The organism is Paenibacillus sp. FSL H8-0280 (genome assembly GCF_045040665.1).
In the GTDB taxonomy this organism is placed as follows: domain Bacteria; phylum Bacillota; class Bacilli; order Paenibacillales; family Paenibacillaceae; genus Paenibacillus; species Paenibacillus xylanexedens_A.
In genome coordinates this window covers 6,351,780-6,370,874 of the sequence record NZ_CP150296.1, presented here as the reverse complement: position 1 = coordinate 6,370,874, position 19,095 = coordinate 6,351,780, and the positions used below count along the sequence as shown (strand labels likewise).

Below are 19,095 nucleotides of genomic sequence, written 5' to 3'. Positions count from 1 at the left end.
CATAAGGAATGTAGCGTTAAAATGCATATGGCAAAATTGGCAGGATGCAATCGACAGGTGTCTGAGCGTTGTGTATAATGAGTGTATTATTTTTGTAGAATGTTAGGGTTTTCATATGCCTGACAAGGACGGGGAACCAATGATATAACCTGTGAAATCTGGACATTTAGGAAAGAAAGTGGGTAATAAGGTGTATTCCATCAAACAAGTCGCTGCCATGCTCGGTATCCCGACGGTGACGCTCCGGGCTTGGGAGAATCGGTATAGTGCGGTCACCCCTGAACGGACGGAATCGGGTTATCGAATGTATACCGAAGAGAATGTTGCGGATCTGCGCTGGTTGAAAGAACAGGTTGAGCTGCATCAGACCAATATTTCGGAAGCGGTACGGATGCTGAAAGTAAACAAATTAAATCCGCCCGAAGCTATACCCACGCCGATCATGGCTCCGGTGCCTACGATGGAAGAAGCCTACGCACGCATGGCAGATCAGATCTATGACTCGCTCTACAACTTTCAGGGTGAACGTGCCAATGGTCTGATTGATTTTGGTTTCACCATGTATGGATATGACTCGATGTTCTATCATGTGCTGGTACCCATTCTGGTTAGGGTTGGAGATGCATGGGAGCAAGGCAGGGCTTCGGTGGCTCAGGAACACTTCATGACACAGCTGATATCACAGCGGTTTTATCAGTTTTTCCATCTGTTCCCGATCTATCCGCATTTGCCCAAAGTTCTGGCGTTGTGTCCGGAAGGGGAGCACCATCAGGTCGGATTGCTGCTGTTCTCTCTTTTTATGCGTAAAAATGGAGCAGAAGTACTGTATCTCGGTGCGAACACGCCAGAAGAAGGCATCTTCCCGATTATCCGGGAGCAAAAGATCAAGTTGGTCTGCCTGTCGATCACAAGTCCAGAGCTTCTTGAAAAATGTGATCAGCTCGTCGAGCGTATTATGAACGAGTTCCCGCATATTCGCTTTGTACTTGGAGGTAAAGGCTATGAGCGTGCAGAGCATGCGCGTTATCCGCAATGGATTATGCCGGAGAGTTCTGCGGACTGGCAGTCGTGGATGGAGCGTGAATATCTCTCCGAGCGATCACCTGGTGCACGGTTCGGACAGGCCAATAATTAAACATAATCTCAAATGATATGAATAGGTTAGTGTATAAAGGACATCCTTTGACGAAAGTGATCAAAGGGTGTTTTTTGTGTTTATAAATGGATTACCAGGCATTTTGACCGACGGGTCATTTTTTGGTTTACAAGGTCGTATAATATTTGTATTATATTTGTATAATGTTTTTGCTAGTTACCGCTTGAAGTGTTCTTGGGCGGTTTAATAATAGGTTAGGGGCTAGAGAACTATAGGATTTCCCTACATAGAAAGGTGAGTGGCATGATACCAAATCAACAACGCAAACGTGCAGCTGTCATTGGCGCAGGTCCGGGTGGACTTGCAGCAGCGATGTTATTGTCCGGTCAGGGGTACGAGGTAGATGTGTATGAGAAACAGCCAGTCATCGGGGGGCGTTCTGCCAGATTGGAACTGGGTGAATATCGATTCGACCGGGGTGCTACATTTTTGATGATGCCTCAGCTGATTGAAGAGATGTTCGACGTGGTGGGACGTAAGTTATCCGATTATGTGCATATGAAAGAGTTAACCCCACTGTACGCACTGAACTTTGGTGATAAGGTGTTCACGCCTTCTCGTAATCGGGAAGACACAGCTGCACAGATTAAGGAATTGTTTCCGGGCAATGAGGACAATTACCTTCGGTTCATGCAAGAAGAAGAAGTGAAGTTTGGCAAAGTCATGCCTCTGCTCCGTCGTCCTTTTGGCAAGCTGACTGACTATCTGCGCAAGGATGCGGTAACAGCTCTACCCAAGCTTGATGTCCACAATACAGTCTATGGAATCTTGTCCCGCTATTTTACAGATGAGCGTCTACGCTGGGCATTTACATTCCAATCCAAATACCTTGGCATGTCTGCCTGGGATTGTCCGGGTACCTTTACCATATTATCGTTTATTGAGCATCACTACGGATTGTTCCACCCCATTGGCGGCGTGAATCGGATCTTCCAAGCCATGGCCGATGTCGTGGAAGAATACGGAGGACGCATACATACTTCCACCCCGGTGAAACAGGTCATCGTTCGCAATGGCCGTGCAGAAGGTGTGTTGCTTGAGAACGGTGAACGCATCGATGCGGACCATGTGGTGGTGAACGCCGACTTTGCACATGCGGTGAATCATCTGTTCGAACCAGGCGTGCTTAAGAAATATACCCCGGAGAAAATGAAACGCAAAAAGTATTCCTGCTCGACAGCAATGCTGTATCTGGGCGTGGATGGTGAAGTGGACCTGCCGCATCACTCGGTTTATTTTCCCGAGGACTACCGATTAAACGTTGATGAGATTACAAAGCATAAAATGTTATCAGCCGATCCATCTCTATATATTCATAACCCTTCCAGACTTGATTCGACGCTGGCACCGGAAGGGAAATCTGCTTTGTATGTTCTTATGCCTACGCCTAACCTTACCGCAGACATTGATTGGGAGGCAGAACGGGAGAATGTGCAAGAGGCCATGATGAAACGTATGGAAGGCATTCCTGAGCTGGCAGACATTCGCAGCCGCATTGAAGAGTGCATGTTGTTCACTCCACTCGATTGGGAAAATGAACTGGATGTCTACCGCGGAGCAACGTTCAATATGGCCCATAATTTGGGTCAGATGATGTATCTGCGTCCCCATAACCAGTTTGAAGAGTTGAAAAGTGTATGGCTGGTAGGCGGTGGAACACATCCGGGCAGCGGGTTGCCAACGATCTTCGAATCGGCACGGATCAGTGTCAGATTGATCCAGGAAGAGGACGCTAGAACGCGTTCCAAGCCATCCTCTTATGTGAAAACGGCAGAAGCCAGAGGACATTCATGAAGCGGGCCGCTATTGTAGGCGCAGGGATTGGCGGACTCACTTCGGCACTGTTGTTGAACCGTCAAGGGTGGGATGTCACCGTGTATGAACGGGGTTCCCGCGTTGGCGGACGCATTGGATATGAGCAGGAAGGCGAGTATCGGATCGATCAGGGGCCGACCATTGTGCTTCTGCCTGAGATGTTACTTGGCATCATGGAGGAGGCAGGTGTAGATCGTTCGAAGATTGAGCTGCTTCGCTGTGATCCGCTATACAGAGTCCACTACCACAGTGGTCGTGTCATGACCAAGATGACGTCACGTGAAGAGCAGAAGGCGGAGATTGAACGTTTGTTCCCAGGAGAGAGCCGGGGATTCACACGGTTCATGAAAGATATGGACACGTTGTTTCCGGCAGGACGGGCAGCGTTTCTGGAAAGGGCTTTTCCGCGCAAAAGGGATTTCTTCACACCTTCTCTCATGTCCCTCATGGGCAGATTGCGTGCACACAAAAGTGTCCGGAAAGCGGTAGGCGATTATTTTGAGCACGAGGAATTGCTCGATGCATACTCACTGCAAAGTTTATACATTGGTGGATCACCGTTTGGGACGCCAGGCATCTATTCTCTTTTGCCTTACGCAGAGCATGAATATGGCATCTGGATGGTCAAAGGTGGATATGCAGCATTGCCGGCTATTTTGGAACAGGAACTGATATCACGTGGTGGACGTGTCGTGCTAAATTCGGAAGTGACCGGGCTCACCATAAAAAATGGTGTGTGTGAAGGTATAGAAACGGCAGCAGGCGCAGAAAATGTGGATGCAGTTATCTACAATGGCGATTTCCCCCATCTTTCGGGTTTGCTGGGTCAATCCCCAGAGGTAGCTCGGAAAAGAAAACCGTATCGTCCCTCTTCCGGATGTGTATTGCTCTATGTGGGCGTGGACAAAACCTGGGAAGATGCTACGACACACCAGTTCTTCCTGCCACCGAGTCTAGAAGGTAGTTTACAGGAAGTCTTCAATCAGCGACGCATTCCGGCAAAGTCCTCATTTTACGTATTTAATCCGGTCGTATTGGATGAAACTGCAGCACCTCAAGGACAGAGTGTATTGTATTTCCTCATTCCCGTGCCAGATGCCGAAGGTGTCGACTGGGATCAGGAGAGTAAAGCATTGGCAGAACGGGTACTGGAAGAAGCGGAGCAACGGGGATTCCCGGGACTTCGTGCAGCGATCAAGTGGAAAAAGGTACGTACACCCGCTGACGCAGAGCGAGACGGGCTCTATGGGGGCGGAAGCTTTGGCATTGCGCCAGTGTTGTTCCAGTCCGGTGTATACCGACCACAACCCAAACCATTCCCTAATATAAAGGGATTATATGCCGCAGGAGCATCTGTACATCCAGGTGGCGGAGTGCCGATTGTTATGCAGAGTGCACGTATGGCCGTCAATCAACTCATGAAGGAGATGGGAACATGAATGAAGCGATTTTGAGCAGGTGTGAAGAGTTGATGCAAAAGGGTTCTTCCTCTTTTTATCAGGCCTTTAGAGGGCTGCCTAGTCCACGTCGGGAAGCGGTATATGTCATTTATGCCTTCTGCCGCATGATTGATGACAGTGTAGACGAGCCGGAGCATTCGCCCTATACAATTCACGAAATCCATGACTTGTTTGATCAGTTGGACGATGCGGAAGGACACTTTATCTGGCCCGCACTGAGATGGTTGTTCAGCAGTTTTTCTCATCTGGATAAGGGGCCATTTTTCCGCCAGATGGAAGGGCAGCTCACGGATCTTAAAGTGACACATTATACAACGATGCAGGAACTGGAACATTACTGTTATCTGGTGGCCGGAACCGTAGGCGAGATGTTGTTGCCTGTATTGCGGGATGATAATGGCGCAGAAGTAGCCATGAACGGGATTGCTTTGGGTAAAGGAATGCAGATCGTTAATATTATTCGGGATGTTGGTGAAGATCGGGCCAGAGTGCGTCGGTATGTTCCGCTGGAGATCATGGAGAAGCATGGTTACACCGAGCAGGACTTTGAAGACGGAATCGTGGACGAACGTTTTATTGCCATTGTTCATGAATTAAAAGCTGCAGCATTGAACTGGTTCCGTATTGGCATGGATCGTCTGGATACGTACCCAACAGAAAGTGCGTTTTCCATCGAGCTGGCAGCAGCCTTTTACTCCACCATTCTACACGCGGTTGAACGCAACGACTATGACGTATATACCAAACGGGCATATGTTAGCGATGAATTGAAACTGGAGATGCTGGGTGCGATTGTGAAACGTTACCCGATGCTGGCCTATCAAGCCTCCCGAACGGCGGTATCCTGATGATCCAGTGGCTTTACTGGGCGTGGTATGTCATTGGAGCAACCTTGATGCTAACGATCGGTGTGCCTGACGTATTATCTTTTTCAAATGGTTTATTTCTAATCTTCTATGCATTGTATGTGCTGGATCTGATCTATCAAGGGCGTAATCGGACAGGCCTGTCCGACCAGTCAGTCATCTGGCTGAAACCCGGACTCTGGATATCCTCTGTGATCATCTGGCTTGGAGGTATGGGCGTAGAGTGGGTAGGAGTGCATACGCACTGGCCTTTTGGTGAGTATGCTTACTCAGACTTCTTCGGGATTCATCTGTTCAGTGTGCCAGTTACGCTGGGTTTCGCCTGGATCGCAGTGGTGGGTAACTCGGCGCTGTTAAGTGGCGGTGGTTCAACCTGGACTGGCAAATTGCTTCGAGCAGTGAAGACCGGGTTCTGGGCGATTGTTCTTGATCTGGTACTCGACCCTGTTGCACATGCGAGAGGATTCTGGGAATGGCAAGCTCCAGGTGGTTTCTACGGTGTTCCGTGGACCAATTACATAAGCTGGTTTATCATGGGTGCATTCCTGTCCCTCTTCCTTCCGGCCATGCCTAATGACCGTAGCACCTTGCTGCGTGCAAAATGGCTGTATCAGCTGTTTATTCTTCTGTTCGGCCTGCTTGCTCTAAAGGAAGGGATTACAGGCAGCTTTATCATCGCCATTGCTGGTGTGCTTCTTGCCGAAGGGAGCTGGCTCTATGATTCGCGCCGTAAAATCAAAACCGTTTAATTATATTTTTGCCTTATACAATCACTATTATCTGCTACGTCGGCGCTTCCGCTCCTTCACGCTCACAGGGTCACTGGACCCGCAGGTGGACATCAGGGACAACTCCCCGATTGAACCGACTCGTCCGGTGATCTATTTCATGAACCACAGCTCCTGGTGGGATGGTCTGCTGCTCTATCATGCGGCCAGGCAGACATCGCGGGGAGATCATTATGTGATGATGGAGGAGCAACAGCTTCAGCAATATGCTTTTTTTCGTAAATTGGGTGCGTATTCGATCAATAAGGAGAGTGCGTCTGGTATTCGGACCTCTCTACAGTACACCAGTGAACTATTGGATTCGGGCAAAAGGGTCTGGATTTTTCCACAAGGAGAAATTTTGCATCAGGAGGCCAGACCGATTCGGTTCCGTCCAGGCATCGGATTGCTACTTCGTCGCTCCCCGAATGCCATCGCCGTACCGGTAACCTTGTGCCATGGGATGGTCCAGCATGATCTACCGGAAATATCGATGCAGGCAGGCCCGCCTGTGCTAGAAGACTGGAAGGCGTTGAAGAGTGAAGAGATTGCCGCCAGACTCGGCCATGTGTTGGAACAGCAGTTAGACGATCATAGATCAGCACTTGTACGGATGGGGCAGGGAAGTTTGCCAGATGCGCTTCCGATGATTCGTCATGTACGTTCGACAAGTGAAAAATACGATGCGGCACGAAAGCGGGTGAACCGTTAGCATGAATGCATCTGAAATCTTCTGGATTGTGCTTACATGCATATTGGGCATACAGTTGCTGTTTGCTCTATGGAATGTCTCCTGTCTGCCAAAAGTACGTTCATTCCGAGTAGACCGAATACAGCCACCAGACCTGCTGGTCTCGGTGCTGATTCCAGCCAGAAATGAAAGACTACATATCGAAGGATGTCTGGAAAGTGTGCTCGCGAGCGATACGTCGGGATTCCGGATGGAATTATTGGTGCTGGATGATCGCTCTGAAGATGAGACAGCGGCCATGGTACAAGCGATTGCGGATCGCGATGCACGTGTTCGTCTGCTGCATGGCGTTGATCTTCCCGAAGGATGGATGGGGAAATCCCATGCGTGTCACAGGCTGGTTCAGGAGGCCAAGGGAGAATGGTATATGTTCGTGGATGCGGATGTGCGTCTGGAGCCAAGTGCCATTCGGCAGACGCTTGCGGCAGGGTGTGAGCAGAGCGGGGGGCTTATAACCGGTTTTCCTTATCAGGTAACGAAGACGTGGATGGAAAAGCTTGTTGTACCGATGATGGTCTTCACCATCATCAGTCATCTGCCCATTTTCATGATACGCAGATCATCCAGTCCGATGTTTGTGGCCGCTACGGGGGCTTTTTTGCTGATTCATCGCTCCAGTTACGAAGCATCCGGCGGTCATGCTGCCATTCAGGCGCATCTGGTGGATGACATGAGTCTTGCCAAAGCGGTCAAGCGTGCAGGTCATCCGGTGATGCTGACAGACGTGCATGACGTAACGAATACCCGCATGTATCAGAACGGTGCTGAAGTATGGAATGGATACAAGAAAAACATGTACGAAGGTATGGGACGCAAAGACGTACTGCTGCTGGGCACGATGTTGATATATACACTGATGTATATTGTGCCTCCGCTGGGCTTGATTATTGGACTCCTGATGGGCAGTTCGATGTTCATTCTGTATGGATTGATAGGAACTTTATTAGGTATGGCTGTGAAAAGAGTAGCGGATCATGCTGGTGGACAACCGTGGTGGCTGGCCCTTCTGCAACCGGTCAGCATGGCCTGTGTCATTGCCATCGGACTCGCTTCCTGGCAGGCAGGTCGCTCCGGCAAGGGGTATGTATGGAAAGGTAGGCGGTACAGTTGAGAGGTAACGTCATTATTATCGGTGCAGGATTCGGAGGTCTGTCATGTGCGATACGACTGGCTTCACAAGGTGTGCAGGTGACCATTCTGGAACGGCAACAACACGTAGGTGGCAAGCTGCAACAGATTGAGCGGGACGGGTATCATTTTGACCGGGGACCGAGCACGATTACAATGCCATCCACCTTTCGCTCAGTGTTTGATCACGCGGGTGTAGCGATGGAAGACTACGTACAGTTATATGAGTTAGAACCGCGCACGCGTAATATATTCGCAGATGGCACAGTGGTAGATTTGTCAGGTAATCGTGGGTGGATGAAGGAGCAGATCGCGGCGTACAGTCCGGAGGATGCGGCTCGTTATGATGCGTTTATGGATGAGTCTGCTGCACTGTATGCGGAAGCCAATCGTCATTTTCTGGGTAAGTTGTTACTGTCTCCTTCTGACAAATACAATCTTCAGATGCTGCGCAGTCTGCTCCGCGTGCGGCCAACGGTGAAGCTGGATAAGCTGCTGCGGTCGTATTTCCAGCATCCGCATACGCTGGCTATGTTCGGGCGGTACGCAACCTATGTGGGATCATCGCCGTATCAATCGCCTTCTATCTTTGCCATGATGGGTCATGTGGAAGCAGATGTGGGCATCTACGGGGTCAAAGGCGGAACCTATCAACTGATCGAAGGAATGACTCGTCTGGCTCGGGAAAAAGGTGTACAGATCATTACCGGCACAGAGGTCCGGCAGATTGTTGTTCGTAATGGCAAAGTGGCTGGCGTGGATACAGATCAAGGTTTCCGCGAAGCCGATCAGGTGGTTGCCAATGGCGATGTACTTAGCGTGAATCGACTGCTGCTCGCACCGGAACATCGGAAAGAGATGAGCGATGCTCGCATACGGAAGTATGAGCCATCCATTTCGGGATTTGTGACGCTGGCAGGTGTGCGAAGACAATATGATGCACTGCTGCACCATACGGTGTTTTTCCCGGAACGTTATGAACCGGAGTTCGACCATATTTTCCGTGAACGTAAAATGCCTGCTGATCCCACAATTTACATCTGTTATTCCGGTTATTCGGAAGCAGGCATGGCCCCGGCGGGAGCCAGTAACCTATTCATTCTGGTCAATGCTCCCTACTTGTCAGATTCGTGGAATTGGGAGCAGCAGACGGAACGTTATGGAGCATTTGTGCTGGAACAGTTGGCGGGACGGGGAATTACCGGGTTGAACCAATCCGATGTGCTGATCCGATACACGCCGCGAGATATCGAACGGGATACCTTGGCGCATCAAGGTTCAATCTACGGCATCTCGTCCAACTCCGTGAAGCAGACCTTCATGCGACCGGGCAACCGAAGCAAAGATGTACAAGGACTCTGGTACGTGGGCGGAACCACGCATCCAGGCGGTGGGACCCCGATTGTGACGTTGTCCGGGCAGCTTGTTGGTGAGCAGTTAGCATCTGAAATTTTGAGATAAGTTCGTTGTGCGGATGATGGAGTGAAATGTGTTCTGTTGATCCATTTACGTGTGCATCGTCCGTGCTAACCAGCTTTTAAGGTGCGACAGATGATCCGTGTTTTTGAGTAGACATAAGATAGTGGTGCTCCGAGATTTAAGTGAGACATTTGGTGTCGGGGCATCCTTTCAATAGATGGTTTGGAACGTTATACTGGATAGAGTTAAACTGCTGAGCTGCAATGCTTATAGGATTGATGTTTTTGTCTTTTGCAAAAGACGTATATACATAGAAGCAAGGAACGGGCAGGTTATCCTGTCGATCCGCACGATTCTCACATAGGAGGTCTCATCATGAATGAACAAGAGCGAGCCGGCGAACGGCTGCTTCCCGAAGTGGCTACGGGAGAACGGAAGCTGGAACACGTGCGCCTCTGTCTTGAGGAGAATGTGGCAGGAGAAGGGGTAACCAGCGGCATGGAGCGGTATGCTTTTCGTCATCATCCACTGCCGGAACTGGATTTTGAAGAGGTGCATCTGGAGACTTCGTTTATTGGCAAAAAAGTACGCACACCCTTGCTCATCAGTTCGATGACGGGTGGAAGCAAAACAACGGGCGCGATCAATGAGCGCCTCGCCCGAGTAGCGAACGCCAGAGGTTGGGCGCTCGGCGTAGGTTCGATCCGGGCTGCCGTGGAACAGCCGGAACTCGCAAGTACCTTCGATGTGCGGCGCTGGGCACCGGACATCCCGGTCATTGCCAACCTGGGTGCGGTGCAGTTGAACTATGGTTTCACAACAGCTGATTTCCAGCGTGCTGTAGATATTGCGGGTGCGGACATGCTCGTGCTTCATCTGAATACGTTGCAGGAAGTCTTCCAGCCGGAAGGTAATACTAACTTCAGCGGGTTATTTCAACGGATTGAGAACTTGTGTCGTGAGCTAGACGTACCTGTTGGCGTAAAAGAAGTAGGTTTTGGCATCGATGGTGTGACGGCTCAACGCTTATATGAAGCGGGTGTCGCGTTTATCGATGTAGCCGGGGCTGGAGGTACAAGCTGGGTGCAGGTAGAGAAGTACCGCAACAATAACCCGGTACGCCGGGCGGCAGCGGAAGCTTTTGCCGACTGGGGCATTCCCACAGCAGAGTGTATTCAGGAAGTACGAGCGCTGAATCCTACTGGTGCCCTGATCGGCAGCGGTGGACTACACACTGGCGTGGATGCGGCCAAAGCCCTCGCGCTCGGTGCGGATCTCGCTGGTTTTGGTCGATCTCTTCTCGAATCCGCAGTAGCTTCCGATGATGCGCTGAATGAGCGGCTGGAACAGGTTGAGTTTGAACTTCGTACTGTCATGTTTGGCATTGGTGCAGGTCAGATTGAGGATTTGAAGCAGACAACACGTCTGGTGGAACGGCGTTAACTTTATGTAAGAAACACTTGCTCCCCCGTTTGTGCACGTGCTTGAATGATTCAATCAATGGTTATTACTTTATGCAGGTTGCGGATCCTTACACACTCCCTGTGAATATTACCGAGGAAAGTGCAAAATTAATTTTGACACTAGCATGATTATGGTTGAGGGATACGCGACTGTGAAATTAACTGGCGGTTGGTCGAATGCTGATGTATTCTTTGATTGGGAACATTATTTCTAATTCTAGTACAAGTATTATATATTCGGCGTGTGGCGACAGCTACACGCCTTTTGCTTAAAAACTATATTGTTTGTAAGGAGTCAATTGATATGATTGAAAAAACTCTTTTTAAAATAGATAGTGGTGGTCTCAATACCTTGTATAGTGATCCAGAGCATGAAGAAGTATTGAAGCAAGAGGTTTATTCTATTCAAGAAAACATGATAGTAGTTAGAAAAATTTTAGATAGTGGAGTGGCATTTAACGAAATTGTATTCGAAAAGCAGGATTTAAAAGAAGTTATTTTGTCTAATGTGGATATACAGTTTGCCTTGTTCCAATTCTATATGATCTATCAGGGTGAACTTCAAGCGGGGACCAACCAACCCAAGTATGTAGGAGAACTACACTATCCAGAGTTAGAAGGTCAATTAAATGAAAAACTGGTCATGAAGCTACTTACGCTTTTCGACTCTCTACGAGTTGCATACAAAAACGGGAAGGTTCATATTCAGATTACTTTATCAAATCCAGATTCGATGAAGAAGGTATACGATGGCTATCATACGTTGTATACAGAGGGGCGCTTAAATCCATTTATTTTGTTCTTTTTAAGTAGGGTAAGAGGGCAAGCATTGATTCACACTCCTTATGTCACTTACCAGTATAGGCCGAATACATCAGAAATCTGTGATTTAGAAGTTACTCAACAAGAAATGAAATTTATTGAATTTGTTCAGCTACAACTAGCCTTAGCTCCTTATTTTATATGTTATTGTGTGGGTTGGAGGGAAGAAGAGGTTATGGATAGTATAGAGATGAAGAAGCTGGCTAAGTATTTTCCAAATGTCTTTTTTCTTTCAACAACAGATGTCTTTCTGTCTCAGATGCTTCTAATCAGCAAATAATAATAGAATGCTAACTAGCCGAGCGTAATATCGTTCGGCTTTTTTAATGTGATAATAGATATGTTGAATTTAAATGAAAGTAAATTATTTACAAGTAAAATATTGATATTAAATTCAAAAATATAGTATTATTTAATTGACCATTGCTTAATTTTGCTTGGAAAGGTGGTGTACCTTTGAACTCAGTAGCCACAATACGTGATCATTTAGCAGACTACTTAAAAACGAACCATATGACACTCAATCAATTCTCTGAGATATCGGGAATCAACTCAGGGACGTTGAGTGGTACGCTGAACGGGCTGCGTACCATTGGCATGCAGCAGTTGGATCGACTTACTGCCGGGATGGGTTTAACAGAGGGTTACTTCTATGAATTATACATACATGAGTGTTTTGTACATACAAGCCCGGATTGGCGAAGACTTGGGCCTTTTTTATACCGTTGTGCCGAACTCGGTAAGGTCGATTATATGGAAGAAGCCGTTAATCTAATTATGGATAATCTTTCCTATGCGCCGCTTTTGTTCGAGTTGGCTGAACAGTTATATCGTGAAGGGAAGTTGGAAGCGGCCAAGCCCTTGTACCTTTGTGTAGCCGAGGGTGAGAAAATGCAACATTCTGAACGGTTGGCTCTAAGTCAGTATCGTTTGTTCACAATCGGGCTTTCCAAGGATCAGTTGAGCAATCTTACACTTGCAACGCAGTTTGAGTTTTTTGTAGATCGGCTTGATGAACACTACCAGCTGGATGGATTGAACGATTTGATTAATGTGTATGCTTCGTTACGCCGATGGGATAAGGTGAAGAATCTTGCTGACAAGTTAAAACTAAAAGCAATGATCCATTATGAATTAGGGGTAACATCTGAAGAGCCCGAGGCTAAACCCAAAAAGCAGATTGTTTTTTACGTTTTGTACGCATATTTAGCGCTTGGAGAAGCTTGTTTCTACTATGAAGAATATGAAAAGGCACTTCAATATGTATCTATGTACACCGATTATAGCTGGGTAAATAATCCGAGTGACGAGGAAACCGTTGTTATTCGTCAGTTCGAGGAATGGGCAGAAGGCAACTGTTATCTATATGAATTAATGTCAGGTAAAACAGAGGTTATTCCAAGTTATATGAACTACATCTCGGAGAGAGAGAACGAAATCTTCCCTGCTTTATGTGCAATTGTGAATGCGGCAAATCGGTTTGATATCAACATTGACTCAGTTCTTGAAGCGTATGACTCTTATTTTATCTACCAAGAACAGAGCAGTCGTATTGGAAAAATCAGCGAGCAATTTACGAATGATCAATATGGTACTTTGCTTGTGGGCCTAGGTACATACTATTTAAAACATCAAGATTATAACAGAGGATTTGAGTTGATTCTTAACGGTTTGGATTTTGTAATTAAAATTAAGAATAAAGATAGTATTCTAGAGTGTATAAAAATATTTGAAGAATTTCGGTGTTTTGCAGTTGAAGAAGCTAAACTACGATATAAAAGAATGATTCGGGAGGTTTGATGACGAATGAAGATGAAATTGGCAGTATTGATAGTTACATGCAGTATCGCAGTAGGCGTAGTTGTACCTATAACTCAACCCATCCCCGTTGAAAAAGACCGTCCAGTAATCATGACGACTAATGGCCATGGCATGGGAAGTTAACCAGCGTTTCTGAAATTAATATGAGCTGCTCCCTCAAGTAGAATGGTGAATTGTCTACTTTGAAGGGAGCTTTTTCGTGTTGGAGTTCGCCTGATTTCCTACTAATTAGCAGAATAGACTAGAATGTTACAACAGGGAGGGGTGAATATGGATTGTGGTGAGCTCAAGTTGCAGATCGAAGCAGCGAGACAAAAGCTCTATCAACTCAAGGTGGACTATGGAGATCTGCTTCATCCTCATGTTATACAGCAATCTATGGTCCTGGATGATCTAATTAATCAATACAATCAGGTTAAAATAAAAAAGCCGATTGAATAATTCAATCGACTTTGGGCGAGAAACTTTGGCGGGTCGCTCGCCCCTATATTTTAACATAAGTCCACAGAGCGAAGTATCGTTATTACATACATTCATCTTTCACGGTGATATTCTCATTGGTTACAGTGACGTAGGAATTGCCGGACAAGTATTCGGTATAACCGCAAACTGTTTTGTTATAGGTTTTTCCGCGACTGTCCGTAAACACCAAGGAGACGACCCCCTCCCCGGAACGTTTCAGCTGCGGGGCGAATTTCACGTTTGCTCGGCTGGGAATATCTTTTTTGAATACGTAGGTGGAGCCATTCTCATTGTTGTTGTTAAACGAGTTGTCGCCTTGGACTAGGCTAGCCTGAATATTGGTGAGGTCATAGTCGGACTGATTATGGATCGTGATCCTTAAGTGGCGAAAGGGATCGATTGCATTCAGAAAGCTTCTAAAAGCGACGATGCCGATCACGAGTACGATAACAGACAAGATAATTATTTTCTTTTTGGAGAATCGGCGACGTGTGTTCAATATGATCCACTCCCTTCCTTCATGAGGTATAAACGATGGGAAGAGATCAAAAGTTATAAATAAAATGGATAAATATGAAATTGAAGCTCGAATCGTCAGAATAACTTCATGCGCTAAGCGGGAGAACAGGATACAATAAGATACTAGTAGTGCAAAAAGGATTGCACAGAGATCATACATAATGAAGATTACTCGAAATAAGGAGGGGAAAAAGTTGAAACTTTCTCCAATGAATCAGGAAGATTATGCGAGTTTTCGCATTCGATCGATTAAGGATTTTGCACAGGAAAAAGTAGAAGCGGGCACCTGGGCTGAGGAAGAGGCGCAGCAACTGGCGGAGGAATCTTATGAACGTTATCTGCCAGAAGGCTTGAACACACCCGGAGCGTATCTCTACAATCTGGTGCATCCTGTGGACGGCAATGTGGGGTATATCTGGTTTAATATCACGGATAATCGTCGTGGAAAAGATGCTTTTTTGCTGGATATTGTGGTTGAAGAAGCACACCGTGGTAAGGGATACGGAACAGAGACGATGCAGGCGCTTGAACAGACGGCATTGAGTCTTGGCGTGGATCGCATTGGTTTGCATGTCTTTGGACATAATGTGCGGGCGAGCAGCCTATATCGCAAGATGGGATATGAGGTAACGGATCTAACCATGTACAAGGAAATCAAAGGGTAAACCTAATAGCGGATATTCTAGGCAAAACTTAAGATCTGCGCAAAACGAATTATCTGCATTAACCGGGGATTTCGGGAAGCGTATGGGACTCTGGTCGAATTGGCGAAGTTCCTTGATGCCTTGAGGTTTGTCATATATAATGTATAGGATTATCCATACCGAACAAGTAATCAATGAGGAGTTGTCATATACATGGCTTTGAAAGCAGGAATTGTAGGGCTTCCGAACGTCGGAAAATCTACGTTGTTTAACGCAATTACACAAGCAGGTGCCGAATCGGCAAACTATCCGTTCTGTACAATTGACCCTAACGTGGGAATCGTTGAAGTACCAGATGAGCGTTTGGACAAACTGACAGAACTCGTTGTACCTAAGAAAACAGTACCAACGGCGTTTGAGTTTGTAGATATCGCTGGTCTTGTTCGTGGTGCGAGCAAAGGCGAAGGTCTTGGTAACAAGTTTCTTGCCCACATCCGTGAAGTAGACGCAATTGTACACGTGGTACGTTGCTTTGTAGATGAGAACATTACACACGTCGATGGTAAAATTGACCCGGTAAGCGACATCCAGACGATCAATCTGGAGCTGATCCTGGCCGATATCGAGAGTGTTGAGAAGAAAATCGATCGCTCCAAGAAAAACATGAAGGGCGGCAACAAGACTGCCTCTCAAGAAGTAGAAGTATTGGAGAGAGTGAAGGCTGTTCTGTACGATGACAAGCCGGCACGCAGCATGGAACTTACGGATGATGAGCTTCTGATCGTGCGCGATCTGCACTTGCTTACCCTGAAGCCTGTTCTGTACGCAGCCAATGTAGCTGAGGACGAAATCGGCGACGTGGCGAACAATGCTTACGTGCAAAAAGTAAGAGAATTCGCAGCTGCTGAGAACGCAGAAGTGGTGCCAATCAGTGCAAAGGTTGAAGAAGAGATTTCTGAGCTGGAAGGCGAAGATAAACAAATGTTCCTGGAAGAACTCGGTATCGAGGATTCCGGTCTGAACCTGTTGATCAAAGCGGCTTACAAATTGCTCGGTCTGTACACATACTTCACAGCAGGTGTACAGGAAGTTCGTGCGTGGACAATCCGTAAAGGTACCAAAGCGCCTGGCGCAGCGGGTGTCATTCACACCGACTTCGAACGTGGATTCATCCGTGCAGAAGTGGTTTCCTACGACGATCTGGTTGCAGCGGGTTCCATGAACGGTGCCAAAGAGCGTGGACAACTTCGTCTTGAAGGTAAAGAGTACGTTGTAAATGACGGCGACGTTATGCACTTCCGTTTCAACGTATAGGTTGTTACACCTTTATATGTAGATTCAATAACATGACCCTGCGACCTTCTCGTGAAGTTCGTGGGGTCTTTGACTTAGAGTTTTGCAGTGGGGTTAATAGCCTTATGCAGTGCGTGGAAAGTAGCACGGAACAAGAAAAACCACCGGGATTAGGTTGGTCGCCTTGCAATCCGGTGGTTCTTCATTCATTTGATTGAAATTCGCCGTGGTCGCCCACCGGCCTTTGTTAGAGAAGTCACGATGTTAGCGCATCGTGGCTTTTGTTTATTTTACATTTCGGAACAACATCGAACAACAATTTTATTTTGTATTTTGCAGCACCAAAAATTAGTTCATCCGCCTGCGGAACAGTTACTATTCAGAACCATAAGAATATGCTATAATTAAGAGTCGTATACCACGTTAAAATTCGCGCTTGAACAGATGAACTGAAGCGGGTTTCATACAGGGTACACAATTTCTTGATATCACTTTAAAAGTAAAGGATTTGATGACGTTGTAGCGATGTTATACGTCGATCATACATGAATGTGAATACATGCTGCGGTCAGGGGATTCGTGAGAATCCTGTGCGTTGTGGAATATAGATTATAGATGTAATTAATTTTGAATTGAAATAATTATTGAAAATGTGATGTGCTTGGACAAAATAATGCGTGAGGTGACTATACATGTTGGATAAATTACAGGCGTTAGCCGACCGTTATGACAAGTTGAGCGAGCTTTTGTGTGACCCGGATGTGGCAAGTGACAACAAAAAGTTGCGGGAATACTCCAAAGAACAATCCGATCTGCAACCGACTTATGAAGCGTACAATGAATACAAACAGGTAAGTCAGGATCTCGAAGCTGCGAAGGAAATGCAGGGTGAGAAACTGGATGATGAGATGCGTGAAATGGTCAAAATGGAAATTGACGAACTGAGCACTCGCCAAAAGGAACTGGACGAATTGATTCGTGTACTCATGTTGCCAAAAGATCCGAATGACGACAAAAACGTTATTGTTGAGATTCGCGGAGCAGCTGGTGGAGATGAAGCGGCGTTGTTTGCAGCAGATCTGTATCGGATGTACACACGTTATGCAGATGCACAAGGCTGGCGTGTAGAGCTGATGGACGTTAACACAAATGATCTCGGTGGATTCAAAGAGGTTGTTTTCCTGATTAACGGACGCGGCGCATACAGCAAAATGAAATACGAAAGCGGCGCACACCGTGTGCAGCGTATTCCAACAACCGAGTCTGGCGGACGTATTCATACGTCAACATCAACGGTTGCGGTTATGCCTGAAGCCGAAGATTTTGATATCGAAATTCATGACAAAGACATCCGTGTGGATACGTTCTGTTCCAGTGGTGCCGGTGGACAATCGGTTAATACGACGAAATCCGCAGTACGGGTAACGCACGTTCCAACGGGAATCGTGGCGACGTGTCAGGATGGAAAATCACAGAACTCCAACAAGGAAAAAGCCTTGCAGGTTCTGCGTACACGTATCTTCGATATGAAACGTATGGAAGAGGAAGCAAAGATCTCTGTTGAGCGGAAGAGCAAAGTGGGAACGGGCGACCGCAGTGAGCGTATTCGTACGTACAACTTCCCGCAAAGCCGTGTGACCGATCACCGCATCGGCCTGACAATGCACAAGCTGGATCAGGTGATGAACGGAGAGATTGAAGATATTTTGTCTGCACTGACCATTGCTCAGCAGACTGAGATGATGGATAGAGGAGAATAATCTGTGACCCGCGCGCAGTTTGTGATGACGCCGGAACAGAGCTGTCGGGAAGCCTTCGTGGAGGCTTCCTCTTTTTTGGAGAAGTGCGGCGTGTACGAGCCGCAAAACAATGCCCGGCTGCTGCTGGAACATGTACTCGGCGTTTATGGCGCCGCATATTACATGATGCAGCCAGAGCCTTTTCCCAGCGAGCATCGCAGCCGCTGGGAGGACGCCGTCACGCGCAAGGCTGCGGGTGAGCCGGCGCAATACATTATCGGCAGCCAGGAATTCTATGGGCTGCCGTTCGAGGTCACGCCGGCCGTGCTGATTCCGCGGCCGGAGACCGAGCTGTTGGTCGAGGCTGTGCTACGCGAAGCCGACCGCGTGTTTCCTGACGGCGCTCCGCTCGCCGTCGATATCGGCACGGGCAGTGGTGCCATCGCGGTGACGATGGCTTCACTGCGCCCGCGCTGGCAGGTCGGCGCCGGGGATCTCTCGGCGGCTGCCCTGCAAGTGGCCGCGCGGAACGCGGCCGCGAACGGCGTACAGATCGACTTCCGTGAAGGCGATCTGCTGGCCCCGTTCGCCGGGGCACGGGTGGACATTCTGGTGTCCAACCCGCCTTACATCCCGGCGGCAGATATCGCCGGGTTACAGCAAGAGGTGCGCGATCATGAGCCGCGCATGGCACTGGACGGCGGTCCGGACGGGCTTGCACCGTACCGTATCATGTTGGAGCAACTGGCGCTGCTGCCTGCACCGCCACAGATCATTGGTTTTGAGCTGGGCCAGGGGCAGGCTCGCGACATCGCAGCTCTGCTTGAAACGGCGGGACATTGGCCGGAAATTATCATTGTACCGGACCTTGCCGGAATCGAGCGGCATGTCCTGGGTGTTCGTACTTCGGAACAGGTGACGAAAATGTAAGGTTCCGCGGGTTTTCTTTTTACCGTGAAATCCTCTACAA

17 protein-coding genes are annotated in these 19,095 nt (G+C 47.7%); 16 read left to right on the top strand and 1 reads right to left on the bottom strand.

Annotated elements, in window-relative coordinates; all coding sequences use genetic code 11:
* Positions 1-190 precede the first annotated feature (190 nt).
* The 12 genes from MHI12_RS27785 (at position 191) to MHI12_RS27730 (ending at position 13,909) form a co-directional block, all read left to right on the top strand.
* Positions 191-1,135 (top strand): MerR family transcriptional regulator, encoded by a 945-nt coding sequence (locus MHI12_RS27785; RefSeq protein ID WP_405170868.1) that lies wholly within the window; start codon positions 191-193, stop codon positions 1,133-1,135.
* 264 nt (positions 1,136-1,399) lie between these two features.
* Positions 1,400-2,950: a phytoene desaturase family protein gene (locus tag MHI12_RS27780; RefSeq protein ID WP_405170867.1), complete on the top strand. Its 1,551-nt coding sequence runs from the start codon at positions 1,400-1,402 to the stop codon at positions 2,948-2,950.
* Positions 2,947-4,410 (top strand): phytoene desaturase family protein, encoded by a 1,464-nt coding sequence (locus MHI12_RS27775; protein ID WP_405170866.1) that lies wholly within the window; start codon positions 2,947-2,949, stop codon positions 4,408-4,410. Before MHI12_RS27780 ends, MHI12_RS27775 begins: the two co-directional genes overlap by 4 nt.
* Positions 4,407-5,279: a phytoene/squalene synthase family protein gene (locus MHI12_RS27770; protein WP_405170865.1), complete on the top strand. Its 873-nt coding sequence runs from the start codon at positions 4,407-4,409 to the stop codon at positions 5,277-5,279. The genes MHI12_RS27775 and MHI12_RS27770 overlap by 4 nt, the downstream gene beginning before the upstream one ends.
* Positions 5,279-6,046: a carotenoid biosynthesis protein gene (locus MHI12_RS27765; protein WP_405170864.1), complete on the top strand. Its 768-nt coding sequence runs from the start codon at positions 5,279-5,281 to the stop codon at positions 6,044-6,046. Before MHI12_RS27770 ends, MHI12_RS27765 begins: the two co-directional genes overlap by 1 nt.
* Complete coding sequence (locus tag MHI12_RS27760; RefSeq protein ID WP_405170863.1) at positions 6,015-6,776, top strand: lysophospholipid acyltransferase family protein; 762 nt, start codon at positions 6,015-6,017, stop codon at positions 6,774-6,776. Before MHI12_RS27765 ends, MHI12_RS27760 begins: the two co-directional genes overlap by 32 nt.
* Before the next feature lies 1 nt (position 6,777).
* The gene (locus MHI12_RS27755; RefSeq protein ID WP_405170862.1) at positions 6,778-7,926 is read left to right on the top strand and encodes a glycosyltransferase; all 1,149 of its coding nucleotides are present in this window, start codon (positions 6,778-6,780) and stop codon (positions 7,924-7,926) included.
* Entirely contained in the window at positions 7,923-9,404 is a 1,482-nt protein-coding gene (locus MHI12_RS27750) for a phytoene desaturase family protein (protein ID WP_405170861.1), read from the top strand. The genes MHI12_RS27755 and MHI12_RS27750 overlap by 4 nt, the downstream gene beginning before the upstream one ends.
* Before the next feature lie 333 nt (positions 9,405-9,737).
* Positions 9,738-10,805, top strand: a complete 1,068-nt coding sequence (gene fni, locus MHI12_RS27745) for a type 2 isopentenyl-diphosphate Delta-isomerase (protein WP_124116548.1) — start codon at positions 9,738-9,740, stop codon at positions 10,803-10,805.
* A gap of 324 nt (positions 10,806-11,129) precedes the next feature.
* Entirely contained in the window at positions 11,130-11,927 is a 798-nt protein-coding gene (locus tag MHI12_RS27740) for a hypothetical protein (protein ID WP_405170860.1), read from the top strand.
* A gap of 176 nt (positions 11,928-12,103) precedes the next feature.
* The gene (locus MHI12_RS27735) at positions 12,104-13,447 is read left to right on the top strand and encodes a transcriptional regulator (RefSeq protein WP_405170859.1); all 1,344 of its coding nucleotides are present in this window, start codon (positions 12,104-12,106) and stop codon (positions 13,445-13,447) included.
* 291 nt (positions 13,448-13,738) lie between these two features.
* The gene (locus MHI12_RS27730) at positions 13,739-13,909 is read left to right on the top strand and encodes an aspartyl-phosphate phosphatase Spo0E family protein (protein ID WP_405170858.1); all 171 of its coding nucleotides are present in this window, start codon (positions 13,739-13,741) and stop codon (positions 13,907-13,909) included.
* A gap of 82 nt (positions 13,910-13,991) precedes the next feature.
* Here MHI12_RS27730 and MHI12_RS27725 read toward each other — a convergent pair whose 3' ends face one another.
* Positions 13,992-14,429 carry a hypothetical protein gene (locus MHI12_RS27725; protein ID WP_405170857.1) on the bottom strand — a complete coding sequence of 146 codons (438 nt, stop codon included), beginning with the start codon at positions 14,427-14,429 and terminating at the stop codon, positions 13,992-13,994.
* Between the two features lie 214 nt (positions 14,430-14,643).
* On the opposite strand from MHI12_RS27725, the gene MHI12_RS27720 reads away from it, so the two are divergent.
* From MHI12_RS27720 to prmC, 4 genes are all read left to right on the top strand, one after another.
* Positions 14,644-15,114 carry an N-acetyltransferase gene (locus MHI12_RS27720; protein ID WP_289390517.1) on the top strand — a complete coding sequence of 157 codons (471 nt, stop codon included), beginning with the start codon at positions 14,644-14,646 and terminating at the stop codon, positions 15,112-15,114.
* Between the two features lie 192 nt (positions 15,115-15,306).
* Complete coding sequence (gene ychF, locus MHI12_RS27715; RefSeq protein WP_017691917.1) at positions 15,307-16,407, top strand: redox-regulated ATPase YchF; 1,101 nt, start codon at positions 15,307-15,309, stop codon at positions 16,405-16,407.
* A 671-nt stretch (positions 16,408-17,078) separates the two neighbouring features.
* The gene (gene prfA / locus MHI12_RS27710) at positions 17,079-18,146 is read left to right on the top strand and encodes a peptide chain release factor 1 (protein WP_091036276.1); all 1,068 of its coding nucleotides are present in this window, start codon (positions 17,079-17,081) and stop codon (positions 18,144-18,146) included.
* A gap of 24 nt (positions 18,147-18,170) precedes the next feature.
* Positions 18,171-19,055: a peptide chain release factor N(5)-glutamine methyltransferase gene (gene prmC, locus MHI12_RS27705; RefSeq protein ID WP_127549115.1), complete on the top strand. Its 885-nt coding sequence runs from the start codon at positions 18,171-18,173 to the stop codon at positions 19,053-19,055.
* Positions 19,056-19,095: the final 40 nt, after the last annotated feature.